14 protein-coding genes are annotated in these 18,814 nt (G+C 69.5%); 8 read left to right on the forward strand and 6 right to left on the reverse strand.

What is annotated here, in order from left to right:
* Window positions 1-218 precede the first annotated feature (218 nt).
* The 4 genes from ACFVXC_RS40390 to ACFVXC_RS40405 all read left to right on the forward strand — a co-directional run bounded on the left by ACFVXC_RS40390 (window position 219) and on the right by ACFVXC_RS40405 (window position 3,927).
* Entirely contained in the window at window positions 219-584 is a 366-nt protein-coding gene (locus ACFVXC_RS40390) for a hypothetical protein (protein WP_389916478.1), read from the forward strand.
* Window positions 585-889: 305 nt separating this feature from the next.
* Window positions 890-2,422, forward strand: coding sequence for an MFS transporter (locus ACFVXC_RS40395; RefSeq protein ID WP_389916480.1), 1,533 nt, complete (start codon window positions 890-892; stop codon window positions 2,420-2,422).
* Window positions 2,409-2,954 (forward strand): TetR/AcrR family transcriptional regulator, encoded by a 546-nt coding sequence (locus tag ACFVXC_RS40400; RefSeq protein ID WP_389916482.1) that lies wholly within the window; start codon window positions 2,409-2,411, stop codon window positions 2,952-2,954. Before ACFVXC_RS40395 ends, ACFVXC_RS40400 begins: the two co-directional genes overlap by 14 nt.
* Before the next feature lie 166 nt (window positions 2,955-3,120).
* Window positions 3,121-3,927 (forward strand): SDR family oxidoreductase, encoded by an 807-nt coding sequence (locus ACFVXC_RS40405; RefSeq protein ID WP_389916484.1) that lies wholly within the window; start codon window positions 3,121-3,123, stop codon window positions 3,925-3,927.
* A 50-nt stretch (window positions 3,928-3,977) separates the two neighbouring features.
* Here ACFVXC_RS40405 and ACFVXC_RS40410 read toward each other — a convergent pair whose 3' ends face one another.
* The gene (locus ACFVXC_RS40410) at window positions 3,978-5,804 is read right to left on the reverse strand and encodes a protein kinase (RefSeq protein WP_389916486.1); all 1,827 of its coding nucleotides are present in this window, start codon (window positions 5,802-5,804) and stop codon (window positions 3,978-3,980) included.
* A 282-nt stretch (window positions 5,805-6,086) separates the two neighbouring features.
* On the opposite strand from ACFVXC_RS40410, the gene ACFVXC_RS40415 reads away from it, so the two are divergent.
* The gene (locus tag ACFVXC_RS40415) at window positions 6,087-6,782 is read left to right on the forward strand and encodes a hypothetical protein (protein WP_389916488.1); all 696 of its coding nucleotides are present in this window, start codon (window positions 6,087-6,089) and stop codon (window positions 6,780-6,782) included.
* Here ACFVXC_RS40415 and ACFVXC_RS40420 read toward each other — a convergent pair.
* From ACFVXC_RS40420 to ACFVXC_RS40430, 3 genes are read right to left on the reverse strand one after another with little or no spacing between them, the layout of a single operon-like run.
* Window positions 6,673-8,064, reverse strand: coding sequence for an MFS transporter (locus ACFVXC_RS40420; RefSeq protein ID WP_389916490.1), 1,392 nt, complete (start codon window positions 8,062-8,064; stop codon window positions 6,673-6,675). The two genes, ACFVXC_RS40415 and ACFVXC_RS40420, sit on opposite strands and share 110 nt — an antisense overlap.
* Window positions 8,061-10,100 carry a PEP/pyruvate-binding domain-containing protein gene (locus ACFVXC_RS40425; RefSeq protein WP_389916492.1) on the reverse strand — a complete coding sequence of 680 codons (2,040 nt, stop codon included), beginning with the start codon at window positions 10,098-10,100 and terminating at the stop codon, window positions 8,061-8,063. The genes ACFVXC_RS40420 and ACFVXC_RS40425 overlap by 4 nt, the downstream gene beginning before the upstream one ends.
* Window positions 10,097-11,470: an acetyl-CoA carboxylase biotin carboxylase subunit family protein gene (locus ACFVXC_RS40430; protein WP_389916494.1), complete on the reverse strand. Its 1,374-nt coding sequence runs from the start codon at window positions 11,468-11,470 to the stop codon at window positions 10,097-10,099. The genes ACFVXC_RS40425 and ACFVXC_RS40430 overlap by 4 nt, the downstream gene beginning before the upstream one ends.
* A 260-nt stretch (window positions 11,471-11,730) precedes the next feature.
* Here ACFVXC_RS40430 and ACFVXC_RS40435 point away from each other — a divergent pair, with 260 nt between their 5' ends.
* Entirely contained in the window at window positions 11,731-13,026 is a 1,296-nt protein-coding gene (locus tag ACFVXC_RS40435) for a PAS domain S-box protein (protein ID WP_389916495.1), read from the forward strand.
* Between the two features lie 128 nt (window positions 13,027-13,154).
* On the opposite strand, the gene ACFVXC_RS40440 is transcribed toward ACFVXC_RS40435, so the two are convergent.
* Together ACFVXC_RS40440 and ACFVXC_RS40445 are read right to left on the reverse strand one after the other, a co-directional pair.
* On the reverse strand, window positions 13,155-13,970 hold the full coding sequence (locus ACFVXC_RS40440) for a phytanoyl-CoA dioxygenase family protein (RefSeq protein ID WP_389916497.1): 816 nt from the start codon (window positions 13,968-13,970) through the stop codon (window positions 13,155-13,157).
* Between the two features lie 235 nt (window positions 13,971-14,205).
* On the reverse strand, window positions 14,206-15,816 hold the full coding sequence (locus ACFVXC_RS40445; protein WP_389916499.1) for an alpha/beta hydrolase: 1,611 nt from the start codon (window positions 15,814-15,816) through the stop codon (window positions 14,206-14,208).
* Between the two features lie 360 nt (window positions 15,817-16,176).
* Between ACFVXC_RS40445 and ACFVXC_RS40450 the strand changes: the two genes are divergently transcribed.
* Entirely contained in the window at window positions 16,177-17,832 is a 1,656-nt protein-coding gene (locus tag ACFVXC_RS40450) for a methyltransferase domain-containing protein (protein ID WP_389916501.1), read from the forward strand.
* A 273-nt stretch (window positions 17,833-18,105) separates the two neighbouring features.
* Entirely contained in the window at window positions 18,106-18,642 is a 537-nt protein-coding gene (locus ACFVXC_RS40455; RefSeq protein ID WP_389916503.1) for a GNAT family N-acetyltransferase, read from the forward strand.
* Window positions 18,643-18,814: the final 172 nt, after the last annotated feature.

The raw sequence follows: 18,814 nt of genomic DNA on the forward strand, positions 1-18,814 counted from the left end.
CGCAGCACCCCGGTCCGTACGGGGGTGCTGCGCGGGGCCTGGACTGTGAGAACCCGCGCGCCGGCCTTCTCGTGCGGCCCGCGTTCCTGGCGCCGAGGCCGGTAGACGCACTCCGCCGGCGGTGAGTGCTCCTTCCGGCCGAGCGTCTCGTACAACGCAGACGCCTTCGATGAGCCATCTATGCTGACCCACAGCAAAACAGGGGGAAGGGGCAGTTGATGGACTGGTTCTGGTGGATTCTCATCATCTTCTGGACGGGTGGATTCGCGTGGGCAGCCGACAACGTCCGCACTGCGTTGCGCAATCGGCATGAGCGCAAGTTGCAGTTGCGGGAGGTGGCGAAGCAGGAACGTTTGGCCGTCGAAGCGGCGCACAAGCCGCCGGAGGCGGTGTGCGGATGCACGCACCATCTCGCCAAGCACGACAAGCGGGGCCGGTGCCACGAAGCCGTAGAGGTTCCAACGGCCTGGGACGAGAACAAGAAGCCGCTGAGCTACGAGGCCGGTCAGTGCAACTGCCAGCAATACGTGGGACCGCAGCCTCTGTCGCAGGTGTTCGCCGAGGACCTGACGGACCGCGCCTGAGAAGTCGGACCCGGTCCTTGCAGGCGCGGGTCGGAGCGGGCGTTACGGCAGAGGGCCCGCTACCTCGTGCAACCTCATTCAAGGAGTGACGTAGTCGCGCCCCAGTCGAAGGTGGCGATGTAGGCCCGTCGAACGGCGTCTCCGCCACGTCCGCCCCCGGTGCGGATGACGTACGCCAACGCCCCAGCTCACACGCTCATACGGGCTGTTCAGCCGCGTACAGCCATCCGCAGCCCTCCATAACTGTACCTTCCGTAAGGTACAGTTATGGAGGTTGTGGCGGTGCTGATGGAGAGGTGTGGGCGATGGTTCTGAGCACGGGGCGGCGCTGGCTGTTGCTGGCTGTGGTGAGTGCGGGGCTGCTGCTGATCACGCTGGACAACTCGATCCTTTACGCGGCGCTGCCGACGCTGGTGGAGGAGCTCGGCGCGAGCAGCTCCGAAGGCTTGTGGATCATCAACGCCTATCCCGTGGTGATGGCCGGACTGCTGCTGGGCAGCGGAACGCTGGGCGACCGGGTGGGGCACCGGCGGATGTTCCTGATCGGCCTGGTGGTTTTCGGGGTCGCCTCGCTGACTGCCGCGTTCTCGCCCACTCCGGAGGCCTTGATCGCGGCACGGGTGTTCCTGGCCGTCGGCGCGGCGGCGATGATGCCCGCGACGCTCGCCCTGATCCGCGTCACGTTCGAGGACGAGCGCGAGCGCAATGTCGCCATCGCCGTCTGGGGCACCCTGGCGATCGTGGGCAGTGCGCTGGGCCCCATCATCAGCGGGCTCCTGCTGCAAAGCTTCTGGTGGGGGTCGGTCTTCCTGATCAACGTCCCCGTCGTCATCGTGGCGCTCGTCGCCACGCTGGTCCTCGCCCCGCCCAACGACGCGGACCCCACCAAGCGTTGGGACCTGCCTTCCTCGCTCCTTGCGCTCGTCGCCCTGGTCGGCCTCGTGATCGCGATAAAGGAGACAGCGAAGACGGACCCCGCCCCGCTCGTCATCGCCGCCGCCGTCCTCGCGGCCGCTGTCGGCGGGTGGGCCTTCGCACGGCGGCAGCGCCGTCTGCCCTACCCCCTGCTCGATTTTGCGATCTTCCGCAACCGGGCCTTCCTCGCCGGAGTCCTGGCCGCCGGGTTCTCCATGTTCGCCATCGCCGGTGTCCAGTTGGTCACCACACAGCGCTTCCAGCTCGTGGAAGGCTTCACTCCGCTGCGCGCCGGTCTCCTGGTCGCCGCCGTTGCCCTGGGGGCGCTGCCGACGGCCATGGTCGGCGGTGCCAGCCTGCACAGGATCGGCCTGTTGCCCCTCGTCGCGGGCGGTCTCGCCGTCAGTACCGTCGGCTCCGTGCTGGTCCTGCTGAACTTCGACACGAACATGGGGCTGCTCATCACCGGGTTGCTCATCACCGGCGCCGGTCTCGGAGCGGCCATGTCCGTCGCCTCCAGCGCGATCATGGGCAACGTTCCGGCCCGACGGGCCGGTATGGCGTCATCGGTGGAGGAAGTGTCCTATGAGTTCGGCAGCCTCATCGCGGTCGCCGTACTCGGTAGTCTCCTGACCGCTGTCTACACCGCGACGATCGATCTGCCCGCCGGAGTCCCGGGCTCCGCGCGCGACAGCCTCGACGCCGCGCTCGCGCTGGCCGGGGACGACCACCCGTCGCTGGTCGCCGCGGCTTCGGACGCGTTCGACAGCGCCTACTTCTGCGTGATGATCGTGGTCATCGCCGTCATGGCTGTCGGCGCGATCGTGACCGGACTCCTCCTGCGCCGCCACGGTCCCGGATCAGCCCTGTCCGTCCCCGCACACCACCGAGACCCGTCCGGGAGAATCCATGCGGACCAGTAAACGAACCCAGATCCTCGAAGCGGCCACCCGCGTCGTGGAACGCGAAGGTGTCAAGAGCGTCACCTTCGACTCCGTCGCCGCCGAGGCCGGCCTGACCAAGGGCGGGCTCCTGTACCACTTCGCCTCCCGCGAAGACCTCGTCCAGGCCATCCACCAGCATCTCGCCGACCAGTGGGAAGCGGACTTGGCCGCGGCGGCGGGCAAGCCCGCCGCCGACGCCACTCCCACCGAACGGCTCACCGCCTACACTCGCGTCGCCACCCAGAGCGCCACACGGGCCGAGCTTCTCTTCATGCTCGAAGGGTCGACCACCGCCGCGCACGCGGCCTCCTGGGAGGCCGTGATGGAACGGTGGGCCCCGCCTTTGCCCACCGGCGCCGGCGGCCCCGCCGCACTCGACCAGTTCATCGCCCGCCTCGCAGCCGACGGCCTATGGCTGTACGAATCGCTCACCACGGAACGGCTGAGCCCCGAGCTGCGGCGCGCTGTCGCCGAACGCATCGCCGACACCCTCACCCGTGGCGAGAGCTGAACCACTCCGCGGCGAACCGGCGAACCGGCGCATCGGCGCATCGGCGAACGGGCGCATCGGCGCATCGGTTCCATGGGGCGAGGCGCGCGTGCCGCCCCTTTCGTCCACCGCGACGTCGTAGGAAAGCGATTGACGCTGCGATGCCGTTCGTGAACCATTCCCGACCGTGACGACGAACTCCGACCATGACAAGCCCGCCCGCGGACAGGGCCCTGCGGCCGACCGCCGCCCACTCGCCCTCATCACCGGTGTGGGCCGCACAGTCGGGATCGGCGCGGGCGTCGCCCGTCGACTTGCCGCATCGGGCTGGGACATCGCCTTCACCTACTGGACCCCCTACGACGACCGTATGAGCTGGGGACGCGAGCCCGGCGCGAGCGAAGTGATCAGCCAAGCTCTGGCCGAACAGGGTGCGTCCGCCACCGCGATCGAGGCGGATCTCGCCGACCCGGACACCCCGGCACGCGTCTTCGACGAGGTCGAACAACGGATGGGCGGCGTCACCGGCCTCGTGATGTGCCACTGCGAGTCCGTCGACTCCGGGCTGCTGGACACCACCGTCGAGAGCTTCGACCGGCACTTCGCCGTCAACGCGCGCGCCACCTGGCTGCTCATCCGCGAGTTCGGCCGCCGCTTCACCGCAGAACGGGGAACCGGCCGGATCATCGGCCTCACCAGTGATCACACCGTCGGCAACCTGCCCTACGGGGCGAGCAAGGGAGCCCTGGACCGCATCACCCTGGCCGCCGCCCACGAGCTCGCTCACCTGGGCGTGACAGCCAACGCGATCAATCCCGGTCCGGTCGACACCGGCTGGATGCCCGATGAGGTCCGGGAGCACTGCGTCCGCAGCTCCCCGCTCGGCCGGCTCGGCACTCCGCAGGACACCGCGCACCTCGTGGACTTCCTGTGCTCCAGGGAAGGCGAGTGGATCAACGGACAGCTGCTGATGAGCAACGGTGGCCTCGCTTAGCCGTCAAGCCCGGTACCAAGCGGTGTGCCGACGCCGTCATGCCGCCCCGGTCAGTAGGGCACCGTGTCGCAGTAGGTCTCCGCCCAGGCAGAGGCGCCGTACTTGTTGGCCGCGCGTACCGTGACGCAGATCTCGTCACCGGAGTACGGACCCTTGATCGTGTAGCTGGTGCTGCCCGTGGAGTAGACGGTGTCGACGTTCTTCTTGGTGAAGTTGCTGCCCTTGTTGGTGTAGTGGACGTCGTACTTGGTAGCTCGGGAGATCGCCGACCAGCTCATCTTGATCGGCATGTCGCACGCGCCGACGCAGGAGTTGGTGTACACAGCCTTGTAGCTCTTCATCGCGGGCGGCCGTGAGCCGGTGGACGAGCCGCCGGAGCCGGACGAGCCTCCGCCGTCCGAGCCCGAGGAGCCGGATGCCCCCTCAGGGCCTGACCCGTCACTGGTGTCGGTGCCGTCGCTGTCGGGTCCGCTGTCACCGACGGGTGAACTGCCTTCGTCCTCAACCGCGTTGGGCTTGTCGCGCCCGTCCTTGCCCTTCTGCTCCTTCTTGTCGTCCTTGTCCTTGCCGGCGTCCGCGTCCTTCCCCTTTCCCTTCTTGGAAGGCGAACTGCTGGGCAGGCTGGGCGATGTGCTGCCACCGGGAGTGGCGCTCGCGCTGCTGCCCGGCGGCTGGGCGTGTGATCCGTCCCCGTCGCCACCTCCGAAGGGCTGGATCAGGGCGACCGTGCCGCCGCCGACGGTGATGACGGCGACAATGGGCAGCACGACGAGTTTGCGGCGTCGGCTGGGCCGCTGCTCGTGCTCCCGCGCCCGGAGCGTGGAGCCGTTGCCGGCGGGGATGTCTCCGGGAGGCCCGTCCTTCGGTCGCAGCCCGATGGTGGCGAGGTCCACGGGCTCCTCCCGCAGCGGTTCCGCCTCGGCGTCGAGCAGTCGTGCGGACTGCTGCGCGAGGTGCGCGACGACTCCGGCAGGCAGCCAGGCGCCGGACGCGGCGCGGGGGAGCGTCCGCCCGGGGTCCGCCAACAGCTCGTCGACGTCAGGCCGTTGGTCGATCTCCTTGGTCAGGCACCGGGCGATGAGCGCCCGCAGCGAGGCGTCCTCGACGCGCGTCAGATCGGGCTCGCCCTCCACGATCTGGAACATCACCGCGTGCTGATTGCTCGCCCCCTGCCCGAACGGAAGCTGCCCGGTCGCCGCATACGTCAGTACGCACCCGAGAGTGAACACGTCACTCCTGGCCCCGGCCCGCTGCCCGCGCACCTGCTCCGGCGACATGAATCCGGGCGAGCCGATGGCCATACCCGTACTGGTCAACAAGGACTCGACGGACGTCTCCAGTGCCCGAGCGATCCCGAAGTCGATGACCTTCGTGCCGTCCACGGTGAGCATCACGTTGGACGGCTTCAGGTCGCGGTGCACGATTCCGGCGCCGTGAATGTCCTTGAGCGCCTTCAGCAGCCCGTCGGCGAGCGCATGCAGGGACGCGGTCGGCAACGGGCCGTGCAGCCGCACGACTTGTTCCAGTGAGAGCCCGGGGACGTACCCCGTGGCGACCCACGGCGGTTCGTCGCCCGGCCCCGCGTCGAGCACCGGCGCCGTATACTGCTCCCCGACCTTCCGCGCCGCCTCGATCTCCCGCCGGAAACGCTCCCTGAAGTGCTCGTCGGACACGTGCTCCTCGTGCACCACCTTCACGGCCACGGTTCGCCCGCTGTCCGCCCGCGCGAGGAACACCCGCCCCATGCCACCGGCGCCGAGCCGCCCGAGCAGCAGATATGGACCGATGCGCGCGGGGTCGCTCACCGCGAGCGGCTTGATACCCCCGTCGACCTTGTCGTCCCGCTCGTCATTCCCGTCCCCGTTCGTACCGCTCATGATGCTGTGGCTCCTGGCTCTTCTCACCTGGTCAACGGTGTAACTCGGATGACAATAGGCGTTGTTGATGCACCTGGTGAAGTTGAGGGACGCGTTGTACGAGCGGGACGGTTCTCAGCGATGCCGAGCCGGTCGAGCGAGGCGTCGACGGTCTCGCGGTCCCGGCGGGTCAGTCGGCGCCACGGCACCACGGGGCCCGAGTGCCGCGAGGTGTTCAGGGGTAGAGCGAGGTAGACCAGCGAACCGGCCGGAGCAAGAGCCACGGGACATTCGCGCACGCTCGTGGTGCGCAAGGAGACGCGCACGCTCGTGGTGCGCAAGGAGAAGGGCGAAGACGCCATGAACAGAACCGTCTCGAAGAGCTCGGCCCGTGTGGGCCTCGCGATGGGCGCAGCCCTGGTGTCGACCGTGCTCTGCGCCGCGGCGAGTGCGGCTGTGCCCGCGAGCGCGAGCGGCGCGAAGGGAACAGCCACCCTTGTGCGTGCGGGTACCGAACGCGCCTGCCCCATCGCGTACTTCGACCTGGGCGAGACCCTCGTACACACCGATGAGGAGGGCAACACCTCCTATCAGCCCGGTGCGGCCTCCTACTTGCGGGCCCTGCGCGAACGTCATATCAGAGTCGGCCTGATCACCAACGTTCCGGCCTCCTGGGGCACGACCGACGCCGAGCGTGCCGCCAGGCTGAAGAAGGAGGTCGACGCCACGTGGCAGGGTGCCGTGCCCTTCGCCTGGAAGGACTTCGGCGACCGGATCCTCACTCCGCGGACCGAGGCCGAACGCAAGCCGGCTCTCACCCTCTGGCAGCGGGCGAAGGGCGACTCGGGCCGCTGCCGGGTCGTCTACCAGGCGGAGACGGCCGAGGAGATCACCGTGGCCTCCTCACTGGGCTTCGTGTCGTACCAGGTCGGCCGGGTCCACCGGCCCGCGTTCCTCCCGGTCCGGTTGGTCGAACTTCTCGGCCATCGGTCCGGCTGACCGAAGTCCGCTCGCGCCGGACCCGCTGTCGCCGGACCCGCTGTCGTACGAGCAGTTGGAAGGCCCCGAGCAGCACCGCCGTCGCGAGCGCGCTGTGCCACAGCAGCGCGTCCAGGTGACCGGCGGAGAGATACGCGCCCGCGGCGACCGCGGCCAGTGCGCACACCCCGCGGTCCACGATGCTCTCGACCGAGAGGAGCGTGGCGCGCGGGGCGTTGGCGGGTACCGCGTCGTTCACCAGCTTGCGCTGGACGGGGTACGCGAAGCCGGTCGCGGCGGCGAACACGCAGAGCAGCGCGACGACGACCCACGGCCCGCCGAGCGCCATGGCCGCCAAGGTGCCCGCGAGCGCCAGGCTGAGAATCGAGACCCAGGCGACCGGTGACAGCCGTCGGCTCAGCCACTGGGGGCGGGCCGATGCCACCGCCTCCGCCACCGTCATCGCGGCGAGGACCCCGCCGTGCGAGGACTCCGCGATGCCGTGGTCGATGAGGATCGGCTGGAAGAGGTTGACCTGGCAGATCCGGGACAGCGTGAAGAGCCCCACGCCCTGCACCATCACCAGGGCCAGCCACCGCGAGGACGCGACAAGGCGCAGTGCGGAGCCCGCGTCCCGCAGGAACGCGCCGCTCCTGCGCCCTCCGTCCGCCCGGTCGGCGGCTCTGTCCTTACCGCCGCCCGGCCCCGCGAGCCGTGGCAGCGCGACGGCGCAGGCGAGAGAGCCCGCCGCGCTCGCGGCACTGAGCACGTACGGGGCCGAGTGGGCGACGGCCATCAAGGGCCCGACCAGTGGCCAGCACACGACCTTCGCCGCGAGGCCCAGGGCCCGTGCGGTGCCCTCCGCCTTCAGGTAGTGCTCGTCGCACTTCTCCGCCCGCAGACCGTCGTACAGATAGGCGCTCGCCGCTCCCGACGTGAGTGAACGGCCTGCTGCGATGGCGAGGAAGTGGATGAGGAAGCCGGTGTAGGAGGCGCTGACCACCGGAGCCAGGTTCGCCGCCGTCATGACCACGGCTCCGGCCCGCAGGCAGTTGCGGGTGCCGATCCGGTCGGCGATAAGGCCGGTGGGGATCTCGAACAGGCAGAAGGCCACGTAGTAGATGCTCTGGATGCCGAAGATCTGCCCGTCCGAGAGACCGGCCGCCTTCTGGTAGGCGTAGAACACCGGCATCCACCACAGCAGGTTGAACAGCAGCTGGAAGCCGTAGTTGAGGTGGATGACGCGGCGAGCGGTGGCTGTCAGGCCGGTATCCGTCGCCGGTCGGCTCGAGCGCGGCCTCACAGCGCGTACGGGCGAATCTGGACCAGGCGGAAGTCGCCGCGCTCGGTCATCAGCCACTCGATGTCCAGCGGCCTGTCCACGTCGGATCCACTGACGTCGGATCCACTGACGTCGGCCCCGCTGAAGTGGGACTGCAGGAGTCGCCCGGTCAGGGACAGATCGGCGAGGCGGGCGCGGGTGGCGGCGGGAAGCCCGTCGCTCCAGGAGCCCAGGGCGACGGTGCGGCCGCCGCCCTCGACGGTGTTGTACAGGTACTGCTGCGGCAGGACCGAACCGTCGACCACCTGCTCCGGGGAGCCGGGGGAGCAGTTGAGGTAGACGTTGCGGAAGTCCTCGCGGCGGGTCGGGTTGCAGGTCACCAGGACGCCACCGAGGGAGGCGGGCACGTACTCCTGGATGATCACGCCCATGTAGGTGTCGTCCAGGGAGATGCCGACCTGGTGGCGAAGGCGCACGCTGCGGGGCGACACCAAGGACGCCCATACCTGGCGTACGGCGTCCAGGAGTTCGCCGGTGCCGTGAACGGTGGTGACGGAATCGTAGACACCGGCCGCGGAGAATCCGGGAAGGTCCTCGGCATTGGACGAGGAGCGCACCACCAGGCGCCCGCGCGAGTCCGCCGCGGCGGGAAAGGCCTGGCTGATCTGCCGGGTGACCGACTCGGGGACGGGCGTGCTCCGGATCAGGTGCTGGATCTGCAGGCAGAGCGAGTCGAGGACATCGGTGGCGTCGAGTTCGAGTGCCATCTTGAGCTTGCCGATGCCCTGCTGGAGTGCGGGCGATGAGGCGAGGAAGCGCTGCTGGAGCGCGAAGGGGAGGGCGACGCCCTCCGGGGCGCCGACCGCTCCGGCGACGAATTCGGCCGCTCTGGCGCGGAGTTCACCGGCGGATGGCGCACTCAGGCCCAGGCGGGCCGCGAGGTGCCCGAAGAGGTCGTCGCGCGGCGGCCGTGGCCGACCATAGAAGGCGGTCAGGTCGGCCGTGCGGCTGTCGAGCACGTGGTGCAGCTCGCCGAGGTTGGCCGCCTTGGTGCCGTACCGGTCGCGGTCGGTGCTGCGCAGCCGGTGCAGGGCGAGTACGGGAGCGTCCTGGAGCAGGGGCGGTTCGAGGCGGATGCGCTGCTGGTGCCAGGCCGGAGCGTGCAGGGTCGGTTCGTGGTCCAGGCGTTCCAGGGATATCTCGTCCTCGCGCACCCGGTAGCGCACCCACGCGCCGTCCAGGCCGTCCTTCTCGACGAGCTGTTCCAGGTCGCGCACGATCGCGTTGGGTATGCCCCAGCCGGAGGCGAGGACATTGGTGTGCGAAAGAGGTGTGATCGGCGCGGTGTTGAGGAATCCGGCCACCCGGGGCACGTCGTCCGGCAGGCACGGCATGGCCACGATGTCGGCCCAGCCGAGCCCGGCCTCGGCTGACGCGTACTCCTCGTGTGTCCGGAAGAACCGCAGCCGCCCGGTGGCCTCGCCCGGGTTCAGCGGTGTCCGGGCCCTCGAGCCGAAGAGTTCGTGGCTCAGGACGCGCGGTACGCGCAGTTCGCTGATGGCCGCAAGTGCCTCCTCTTGCCCGTGGTTGGCGGGCTTGAGCAGCAGCGGCAGTCGGCCGTCGACTCGTGCGCGTACGAACTCGTAGAAGAAGTCGAGGAGTTCACTGTGCATCGTGTCGGCCTCGGTCGTCTCCAGGACGAGGAACGTACGTTCGCGGCCCGCCGCTTCCTGCTCCGTGTGCAGGGACAGGACGCCGAGCAGGAAGCGGCGCCCGGGGTCCATGTAGACGGAGGCGTTGAACGCGTCCAGCCCCGCGTCGAGGGCGGCGAGTTCCATGCCGAGGACGCGGGTGGCGATGTAGTTGACGTGGAAGGGGTGCGCGGCGGTGTCGAGCAGGTGCCAGGTGTTCTCGGCGCGGTCGACGACGACCTTGAGGTAGGGGTGCCCCGCCAGGACTCCGGAGAGCGTACGGAAGAGCGGCAGGGAGAGGTTCTCGCCGACGACCGTGCGGTCGGTGGCCGGTTCGGCGGCGCCGGCCAGCGGTCGGGCGCTCATGCGGAGACCTTCTCGGGGTGTGCGGCGGGCAGTACCCGGGGCAGGGCGTCCACCAGGGTCTCGAAGTCGCGGAGCACCGTCCGCGGATCGGCGGCGGACAGCAGGCACAGGGCCGCCATGGTGTTGGCGCCCGCGGCGGGGTCGTAGACCGGCACGACGCTGCCGTCCACGAGCGAACTCTCCTCGACCACCGACAGCTCGCTGCCCCGGCTGAGGGGCACGCGCGTCGCGACCGCGGGGAAGTCCCAGACCTTGCGGTCCTGCCAGGCCTCGCCCCGGCCGTCGACCGCCAGGACGACCAGGGAGCCCGCCGCGCCGCGCGCCTGCGCCGGGGTCAGGGCCTGCCCGGGCCACTGGACCGGACGCCCGATGAGGTGGTCGACGAGCATGCCGACGAGGTCGAGCCCGAAGACCTCCTCGATCTGGGGCACCGTCATCGCGCCGCCGAACCGGGCAGCCGTCTCGATCAGCCACATGCTGCCGTCCGCGCCGAGCTTGATCTCGGTGTGCGTCCCGCAGTCGCGCAGGCCGAGGGCGTCGACGGCGCGGCGTGCCAGATCAACGATCCGGTCCTGGGCGCCCTGCGGGAGCAGGGCGGGGGTGATGCCCGCACGCTCGGTGAACGGCTCGATGGTCGGCATCCGGCCGCTGAGGCAGACCGGGTGGAAGGTGCCGTCCACCACGACGCCCTCGACGCTGACGTAGTCGCCCCAGCCGGGCTCGTCGAACCAGGCCGACGCGGTACCGGTCACGATCTGTTCGACCACGAAGTCCGCTTCGGCCTCGGCCACATGAAGCTCCGCGTACCCCAACCGCGCCGACTCGGCCATCACTTCACGGGACCGGGTCCAGGCGATGGACGCCTCTTGCGGGGAGGCGATGATCTGGTGTGCCGTGGACCCCGCACTCCAGGCCGCCTTGAGGAGCAGCGGGCAGGACAGCGATCGGGCCGCCGCGTGCAGCTCCGCCTCCGTGGCGACGGGACGGAACTCGGGCTGCGGCAGGCCGTGTTCCCGCCAGGTACGCCGCATCAGCCGCTTGTCGCGGGCGAGCGCGGCGGCGCTGCCCGCCCCGGCGAGACCGAGTGCCTCGCACGCCTCGGCGACGGCCACGACCGCGTACTCGGAGAAGGTGAGCACCGCGTCCGCGCCCGCGGCCTTGGCCTCCGAGACGATCAGGGACACCAGGTCGGAGCGTTGCGCGTCGGAAGGAGTCACGACCGAGGCGCACAGTCGCCGGGCGGAGCCTTCCACGGCAGGAGGAAGAGCGCTGAGCGCCAGAAGGTGCACTTCCGCCTTCGCGGCCGTCCGGGACAGGACGTGGCCGAGCGGCGGACCACCCTTGGCATGCACTAACAGCACCTTGCTCACTGAAGTTCGTCTCCATTCATCCGGGGGGTGGCGGGGTGTGTTCACCCGCTCACTCAAGGGGACCAGGTGTCAGGGGTCCGCAGCGCCACTGTGGGCCCCCGCGACTCAGGCAAATGCCTGAGTCGCAGGCCGTGCCGGGCTCCCCGGGGCGCACCTCCAATTCGGGACATCGGCCGAGAACCGGGCATGCGCGGGACCCGGCGGGATATCCAATGCGCTGTGACTGCGCGTCAGCCAGTCGCATACGGACGGAGACCGCTGTGGACGATTCCAGCCTCAAGGCACTGCTCGAGCACCTTCCCGTGTTCTGGTGGGAAGTCGAGGAGCCGTGGCAGGTCCTTGAGCGGGGAGGCGGCGCCTTCGCCGACACGGGCACGGCGCAGCGCTTCCTGGACCGGATGCGCCAGGAACTCTCGGCACCGGGGCACCCGCCGCAGGAGGGCCGCTGGCAGGCCCGTTTCGACGGCCGTACTTTCGACGTCAGTTGGCCCCTGGACGAGGGAGGGGTCCACAGCCGTACGCGCGGCCTCGCGGTGGAGGTCGATGCCCGAGCGGCGGCCCCGCGCCGGTACGCGGCCTTCGCGGAACTCGTGGACCTGGCCCCGGCCGCCGCCTTCATCCGGGACTGCGACGGACGCTACCTGTGGGCCAACCACGCCTACGCACACCTATACGGCACCGTTCCGGAGCAAGTCGTCGGCAGGTGCATCGAGGATTTCGACGCGCCCGCCGACGCCGATCAGTTCCGCGCCCTCGACCAAGAGATCCTCACGCGGGGGACGGCGGTGCGCCACACCCTCGGCTACCGGCGCCAGGACGGCAGCGCGGGCCGGGCGGTCGGCCACCGCTTCCCCGTACGAGAGAACGCGCAGACCTGTGTCGCGGGGATCTACGTGGATGTCACCGACCATCTGCGCGCCATGGTCCAGCGCCAGGAGGCGGAGGAGAACCTGCAAGCCCTGCGCGACCACAGCGGCCTGCCCTGCGCGCTGCTCTCGGCGAACGGACGCGTGGTCGAGGCGAGCGCGGCCGCCGCCGAACTGTTCCGCCTCAGCCTGCCCGACCTGGTCGGCCGCCGCGCACACACCCTGCTCGCCCCCGAGCCCGACCTCGACCGGTTGCACCGCAGGTGGAAAGGCCTGATAGCCCGCCGTGTCAGAAGGGTGGAGACATCCGCAGTGCTCGTCGACGCCCAGGGTCTGCAGCGCCGCGCGCAGCTCCACCTGACGACGATCGGCCATTCCGCCGCCCGCGCCCGGCACGTCTGGGCCGTCGTCACCCACCAGAGCCTCGCCCACGAGGCCCATCCGTCGCTGACCGCCGCGCAGATCCGCATCCTCTCCCTCCTGGCGGAAGGAAGCAGCAACGGCGAGATCGCCACCTCGCTGCAACTGTCCCGGCAGACGGTCGACTACCACCTCAGCCGCCTGCGGCAACTCCTGGGCGCCGCGACCCGTCCGGCGCTCGTCGCCCGCGCCTATGTCCTCGGCATCCTCGCCCCCCGCGCCTGGCCCCCGCGTTCAGCGACGGCGGCTCATCCACTCAGCACCGTCTGACGATGTCGCGCCCGCCCGGCTGTAGTGGTCGTTGCCGCCGGAGCCATCGCCTGTTACGCCGAGGGGCGTCCATCTCCCGGCCAACCGCATCACCGACAGGCACCTTGCGCCCCACGGGCCCGTCTGAGCTAACAGCGCGGGGCGCAGTCGGCGCCGATCCCGTCCGGACCGGGGGTGCCTTGTCCAAGGCCTCGTCGGATCGCGATCTCCACGGGTGAGTACGCGCCGTCGGCCCGCTCCAGTTCGTAGGGTGCGGCCGGCATCAGCGGCGGCTGGGCCATGAAGCGCGGCCGTGTCCCGTGGTGCGGCTGCGCCGCGTGCACCAGGAACGGGTGGCACAGGAAGACATCGCCCGGGGAGCCGGTGGCGAGGGCGAGTGGCCGGTGGTCGGACGCCGCCACCAGGCCGGGAGCAAGGGTCAGCCCGTCGGCCCCGTCCTCCTCGTACTTCTCAAGTACCTTCGGTACGTCGAGGTGCGAGCCGGCACGGATGCGGGTCGGGGCGTCCTCCTCACCGACCTCGCTGAAGAGAAACAGCATGAGCAGCGCCCGGCCCCGGGAGCGCAGATTGGTGAAGTACCAGCTCTCGCCCTCCGGCAGATAGCTCCCCTCGATGTGCCAGCCCGCGTCGTCCGGCTCCTCCTCGTGCGGGAAGCGCAGCGGAAACGTGCCGAGCGAGTAGCGCGGCTCCCAGCGTCCCGCGCCGACGAGCAGGTCGTACGCGCGGTGCAGGGCAGGGGAGTTGGGGGCGGCCGCGAACGGCCCTTGCGCCAGGCCGGCCACCCAGTGCACGGGCTGCGCCCACGTCGCCGGATCGTCCGGAGAGGCGCCCGTCTCCCGCCACAGCAGCCGCGCGCAGTCGGTGGCCACGCGCGGCGCGACGGCGCCCTCCAGCTTTACGAAGCCGTCGCGGAGGAAGCGGGATACCAAGGTCGTGTCGTCCATGCCCCCATCGTGCGGCGACAGGGCCCCCGTCACCCGACACTTTCCGCACCGCCTTTGTCGGGTGTGCCGAGCCCTCCTGGTCATCGCCCCGACGGTCGCCTCGCGAGAGGGGCGAGCCAGACAGGGGTCCGCACGCCTTCGTCCGGGGTGAGGGAGAACGGCCGGAACAGTGGGGCGGTCAGCCGCGTCAGACCGCCGGCGTTGCTGTTCATCGCGGTGCCCTTGACCATGTGATTCATCCGAGCTGGTTCTTGCGTGCCTCCCTGTTCGAGTCGGCCGTCGCCTCGCAGGTCACGTCCTTCGCCGGAAGCTTGCCGGTGAGCAGGTAGCCGTTGACCGCGCCGTCCGTGCACGCGTTGCCGTTCGGGTAGACGCCATGGCCCTCGCCGCCGAGGACGGTGACCATTCTCGATCCCTTCAAGTCGGCGTGCAGGGCCTGACCGCTGGGCAGCGGGGTCTGCGGGTCCCATTCGTTCTGGACGATCAGGGAGTCGACCTTGTTGTTCACCTCGGTCGCCGGTTCCACGGACTTGTCCCAGAACGCACAGGGCTTGACGCTGGACACGAAGTCACCGAAGAGCGGGTAACGGCCCTTGTCCTCGATGGCGTCCCGGCGGTAGCTCTCGGGATCGCGGGACCATGCGGCCGAGTTGTCGCCGCACACCACGGCCCAGAGGCTCGCCATCGCGTTGTCGGACGGCGCCTCGGCGGCGTCGTCGGCAGTGCCTTCCGCCCCGCTTCCCTCGGATCCGGCGAACGCTGCGAGCTTCTTCGCGGAGGTCGGCTTGCCGGCCGCGGCCTTCTTCAGCTCCACGACCCCCTCGGTGGCGGCCTCAGGGGTGAACACCGCCTCGCGAATACCGCTGCGGATGTCATCACCGGTGGTCGGCTGTCCGGCCACCTCGATGGGTTTCTCGTCGGCCTGCGCGACCAGGTCCCACAAGGTCCGTTCGACCTTCTTCGGGGTGTCACCGAGGTCGTACTTCCGCGAGCGCTGGGCGGCCCACTCGGTCCATCGGTCGAACGCGGGCTCGGCGCCCGCCGCCCACCACCGCATCATCCCTCGCCAGGCGCGTGCCGGATCGACCGCGCTGTCCAGTACGAAGCGGTCGGCCCGGCGCGGGAAGAGCTGGGTGTAGACGGAGCCCAGGTAGGTGCCGTACGAAGTGCCCACGTACGAGATCTTCTTCTCGCCGAGGACCGCCCGGAGCAGATCCATGTCGCGCGCGGTGTTGCGCGTGGTGATGTGCCGGAGCGTGCCGCCCGCCTGCTCCTTGCACTTGTTCGCGACGCCGCGCGCCCAGGCGACGTCCTTGTCGAACGTCTCCTCCTTGTACGGCCGCAGCCAGTTCTCCTCCTCCGGCTTCAGGGCGCAGGAGACCGGGCTGCTCTCGCCCACTCCGCGAGGGTCGAAGCCGATGAGGTCGTACTTCTGCCGCACGGACTCGGGAAGCCTGTCGCCCATGCTCATCGGCATGTAGCGGCCCCGCATTCCCGGGCCGCCGGGGTTGGACAGCAGGACACCGTGCCGCTTGTCGGGCGCGGTGCTCCTGATCCGGGATATGGCCAGGTCGATTCGCTTGCCCCCGGGGTTCCGGTAGTCGAGCGGAACTTTGATCGTGGCGCACATGAACTCCGCCGGAGAGTCGGCGTCGCACCGCTTCCACCGCGGCCGCTGCTTCGCGTAACGGTCCAGCGCGCCCTTGGCGGCGGACGAGGAGGCGGTCGACGGGGTGGCGGCCGAAGCTGTTGCCGGGGCGGCGGTGGCCGTCGAGGTGGCGAGCGCGGGAGCCAGCGTCGCCGTGACGCTGACGGCCAACAGGGGCCCCAGGCATCGTCTACGCACGTGATCGTTCCTTTGAGTCGGGTGTTCGGTCAGGAACGATCATTCAGGTGGCGTGCGTCGGGAACATCCGCCGCGCGGACCCAACTCCTCTCCGTCCTGGGAGGTATGGGGCGGCCGAACATGATCCTCTGGACGTAGGCGGATGGGTTTAACGATCTACCGCGTCGATTTAACGTCAACCTCCGCCATGTATACGGCGTTTGCAGGAATGAAGCCTCCGAGGGTGGATAGCGATGCCCTCAACACCTCGACCCACGTCGCCCGGACAAAACCGGGCGAACCAGCCATATCCTGAATGAGATCGACGCAAGAAAGCCACATAAGAGAAGAATCCCCACAATTGAAGGGTTCTCCATCATCGTGCAACCGGCCCAAGAGTTCGGCGACAACCCTGTCGAAGTACGAGAAACCGGGCACTACACGGAGGAATACGTACCCAGCTTCGTCGAGAAGTGGGACTCACTCATAGATTGGGAGAAACGGTCGGAGAGCGAGGGTACGTTCTTCGTCGACCTGCTGCGCAAGCGGGGTGTGCGCAGCGTCCTCGACGTCGCGACGGGCACCGGATTCCACTCGGTGCGCCTGCTCGCCTCGGGATTCGAGACCGTCAGCGCCGACGGCAGTGCCGAGATGCTGTCCATGGCCTTCGCGAACGGTATGAAGCGGGGCGGCCACATCATGCGGGTCGTCCAGGCCGACTGGCGCTGGCTCAACCGCGATGTGCACGGCGAGTACGACGCCATCGTCTGCCTCGGCAACTCCTTCACGCACCTGTTCTCGGAGCGCGACCGCCGCAAGGCGCTCGCCGAGTTCTACGCGATGCTCAAGCACGACGGCATTCTGGTCCTCGACCAGCGGAACTACGACGCGATGCTGGACGACGGCTACACCAGCAAGCACAGGTACTACTACTGCGGTGAGGACGTCGCCGTAGAGCCGGAATACGTCGACGAGGGGCTGTGCCGCATGCGGTACCGGTTCCCGGACGACTCCGTGTACCACCTCAACATGTTCCCGCTGCGCAAGGACTACACCAGGAAGCTCATGACGGACGTGGGTTTCCAGCGGGTGGAGACGTACGGAGACTTCCAGCACACGTACCGCGGGGAGCAGCCGGACTTCTTCGTGCATGTGGCGGAGAAGGAGTACCGCACGGAGGACGAGGAGAGCGGTCCCTACACCGGCGCGGTCGGCACTGCCCGCAGCTACTACAACTCGCCCGACGCGGACACCTTCTACGCCAAGGTGTGGGGCGGCGAGGACATCCACATCGGCCTCTACGAAGACCCGGGCGAACCGATCGCCGACGCCAGCCGCCGTACGGTCCAGCGGATGACGGGCAAACTGCCCCTGACCGCGGAGTCGGTCGTCCTCGACCTCGGCTCGGGCTTCGGCGGTTCCGCCCGCCAACTGGCCGGGGGGCAGGGCTGCCGGGTGATCGCGCTCAACCTCAGCGAGGTCGAGAACCAGCGGCACAAGGAGCTGAACGCCGGCCGCGGCCTGACCGACCGCATCGACGTCGTGGACGGCTCGTTCGAGGACATTCCGTACGGGGACGGTCAGGTCGACGTCGTCTGGTCCCAGGACGCCTTCCTGCACAGCGGAAACCGCGTCAAGGTCCTGGAGGAGATAGCCCGGGTGCTCAGGCCCGGCGGCCACCTGATCTTCACCGACCCGATGGCCGCGGACGACTGCCCTGCGGGCGTGCTCCAGCCGATCCTCGACCGGATCCACCTGGACGACATGGGCTCACCCGGCTTCTACCGCCGGGAGTTGAGCAGGCTCGGCTTCACCCCCGCCGACGACACGGACCGAGGATTCGAGGAGCACGCCGATCAGTTGACCACGCACTACGCACGCGTGCTCGAGGAGACGGCGCGACAGGAGGCGGACGGTCTGGCCCGGCAGATCAGCCACGACTATCTGACCCAGATGAAGAAGGGCCTCGGCCACTGGATCGACGGAGGCCGCAGCGGGCACCTGACGTGGGGCATCTTCCACTTCGTGCGCGAGTGAGCGGCTGAGCGGTGCCTTCGCGCGGCGGCCCGACACAGATCTGCGTCGGGCCGCCGCGCGCGGGCGGGGCGGTCATTGTTCCCCGCTTCTCGCCTCGGGTCCCTCTCCCCGGGGGAATCCGTCCGCGTACGGGGCAACGCCTGATGGAGGGAGCACCGAGCCGGTGTCGGCGAGGATCCCGCGCCACGTAGCCTGCTGGCGCTGGGTACCATCGCCCTGGCCGCGCTCGCCGTGCCCTGCTGAACGCCCCCGTGCCACCAAAGTCTGAGGCCCATGTCCGAGAACCCGTCGTCCGCGGCACCGACCGTGGTGCGGCTCCCTCGCTACACGAAGACGGAGCAGGGCGAGATTCTCGGCGACGGCGACGACCCCTTCGGCGTGGCCGCGGCGGGCTTGGCCTGGCTGCCCAAAGAAGAACACTTCGGTATCAGACACGGCGACCGGCTCGTGGCACACGCCGGTCTGCTGCGGCTGCCCGTCGCGATCGGCGACGCCGGTACGGAGGTGATCGGCGTCGGCGGCGTGGCCGTCGCCCCCGACATGCAAGGCCGGGGGCTGGCTCGGCTCGTCCTGGCAGGGGCACTTGACCACGCGCGCACGATGGGTCCCCGGCACGCGCTCCTGTTCTGCAGACCTCTTCTCGTGCCGCTGTACCAGCGCCTCGGATGGCACCCGCTCGACCAGGACGTACTCGTCGAACAACCCGAAAACCGCCTGGTGAGCATGCCGCTGCGGACCATGGTGACGCCCCTGCGCGACAACGCGTACTGGCCTGCGGAGCCAGTCCGCCTGTTCTCGCTTCCGATGTGACGGGGAGACTGTCGCGGAGCCCGGTCAGTTCGCGTGGTTCACGCTCACCGGTCGGCATGGTGCTGACGCCCCCGTCCGCATGGTGCTGATCGTGCGCTCCGGGCACACACGCTCGGCTTCTTCGGCCGAACGTATCCCGGCGCGGACACCTCGCCGACGGAGATGCCTTTCC

The sequence above is a fragment of the Streptomyces sp. NPDC058257 genome (genome assembly GCF_042881845.1).
In the GTDB taxonomy this organism is placed as follows: domain Bacteria; phylum Actinomycetota; class Actinomycetes; order Streptomycetales; family Streptomycetaceae; genus Streptomyces.

Excerpts from the sequence above, each read along its gene's own strand:
- ACFVXC_RS40395 (WP_389916480.1), top strand. The coding sequence starts at position 890 with ATGGTTCTGAGCACGGGGCGGCGCTGGCTGTTGCTGGCTGTGGTGAGT.
- ACFVXC_RS40425 (WP_389916492.1), bottom strand. The coding sequence starts at position 10,100 with ATGAGCGCCCGACCGCTGGCCGGCGCCGCCGAACCGGCCACCGACCGC.
- ACFVXC_RS40455 (WP_389916503.1), top strand. The coding sequence starts at position 18,106 with ATGTCCGAGAACCCGTCGTCCGCGGCACCGACCGTGGTGCGGCTCCCT.
- ACFVXC_RS40440 (WP_389916497.1), bottom strand. The coding sequence starts at position 13,970 with ATGGACGACACGACCTTGGTATCCCGCTTCCTCCGCGACGGCTTCGTA.
- ACFVXC_RS40400 (WP_389916482.1), top strand. The coding sequence starts at position 2,409 with ATGCGGACCAGTAAACGAACCCAGATCCTCGAAGCGGCCACCCGCGTC.
- ACFVXC_RS40410 (WP_389916486.1), bottom strand. The coding sequence starts at position 5,804 with ATGAGCGGTACGAACGGGGACGGGAATGACGAGCGGGACGACAAGGTC.
- ACFVXC_RS40390 (WP_389916478.1), top strand. The coding sequence starts at position 219 with ATGGACTGGTTCTGGTGGATTCTCATCATCTTCTGGACGGGTGGATTC.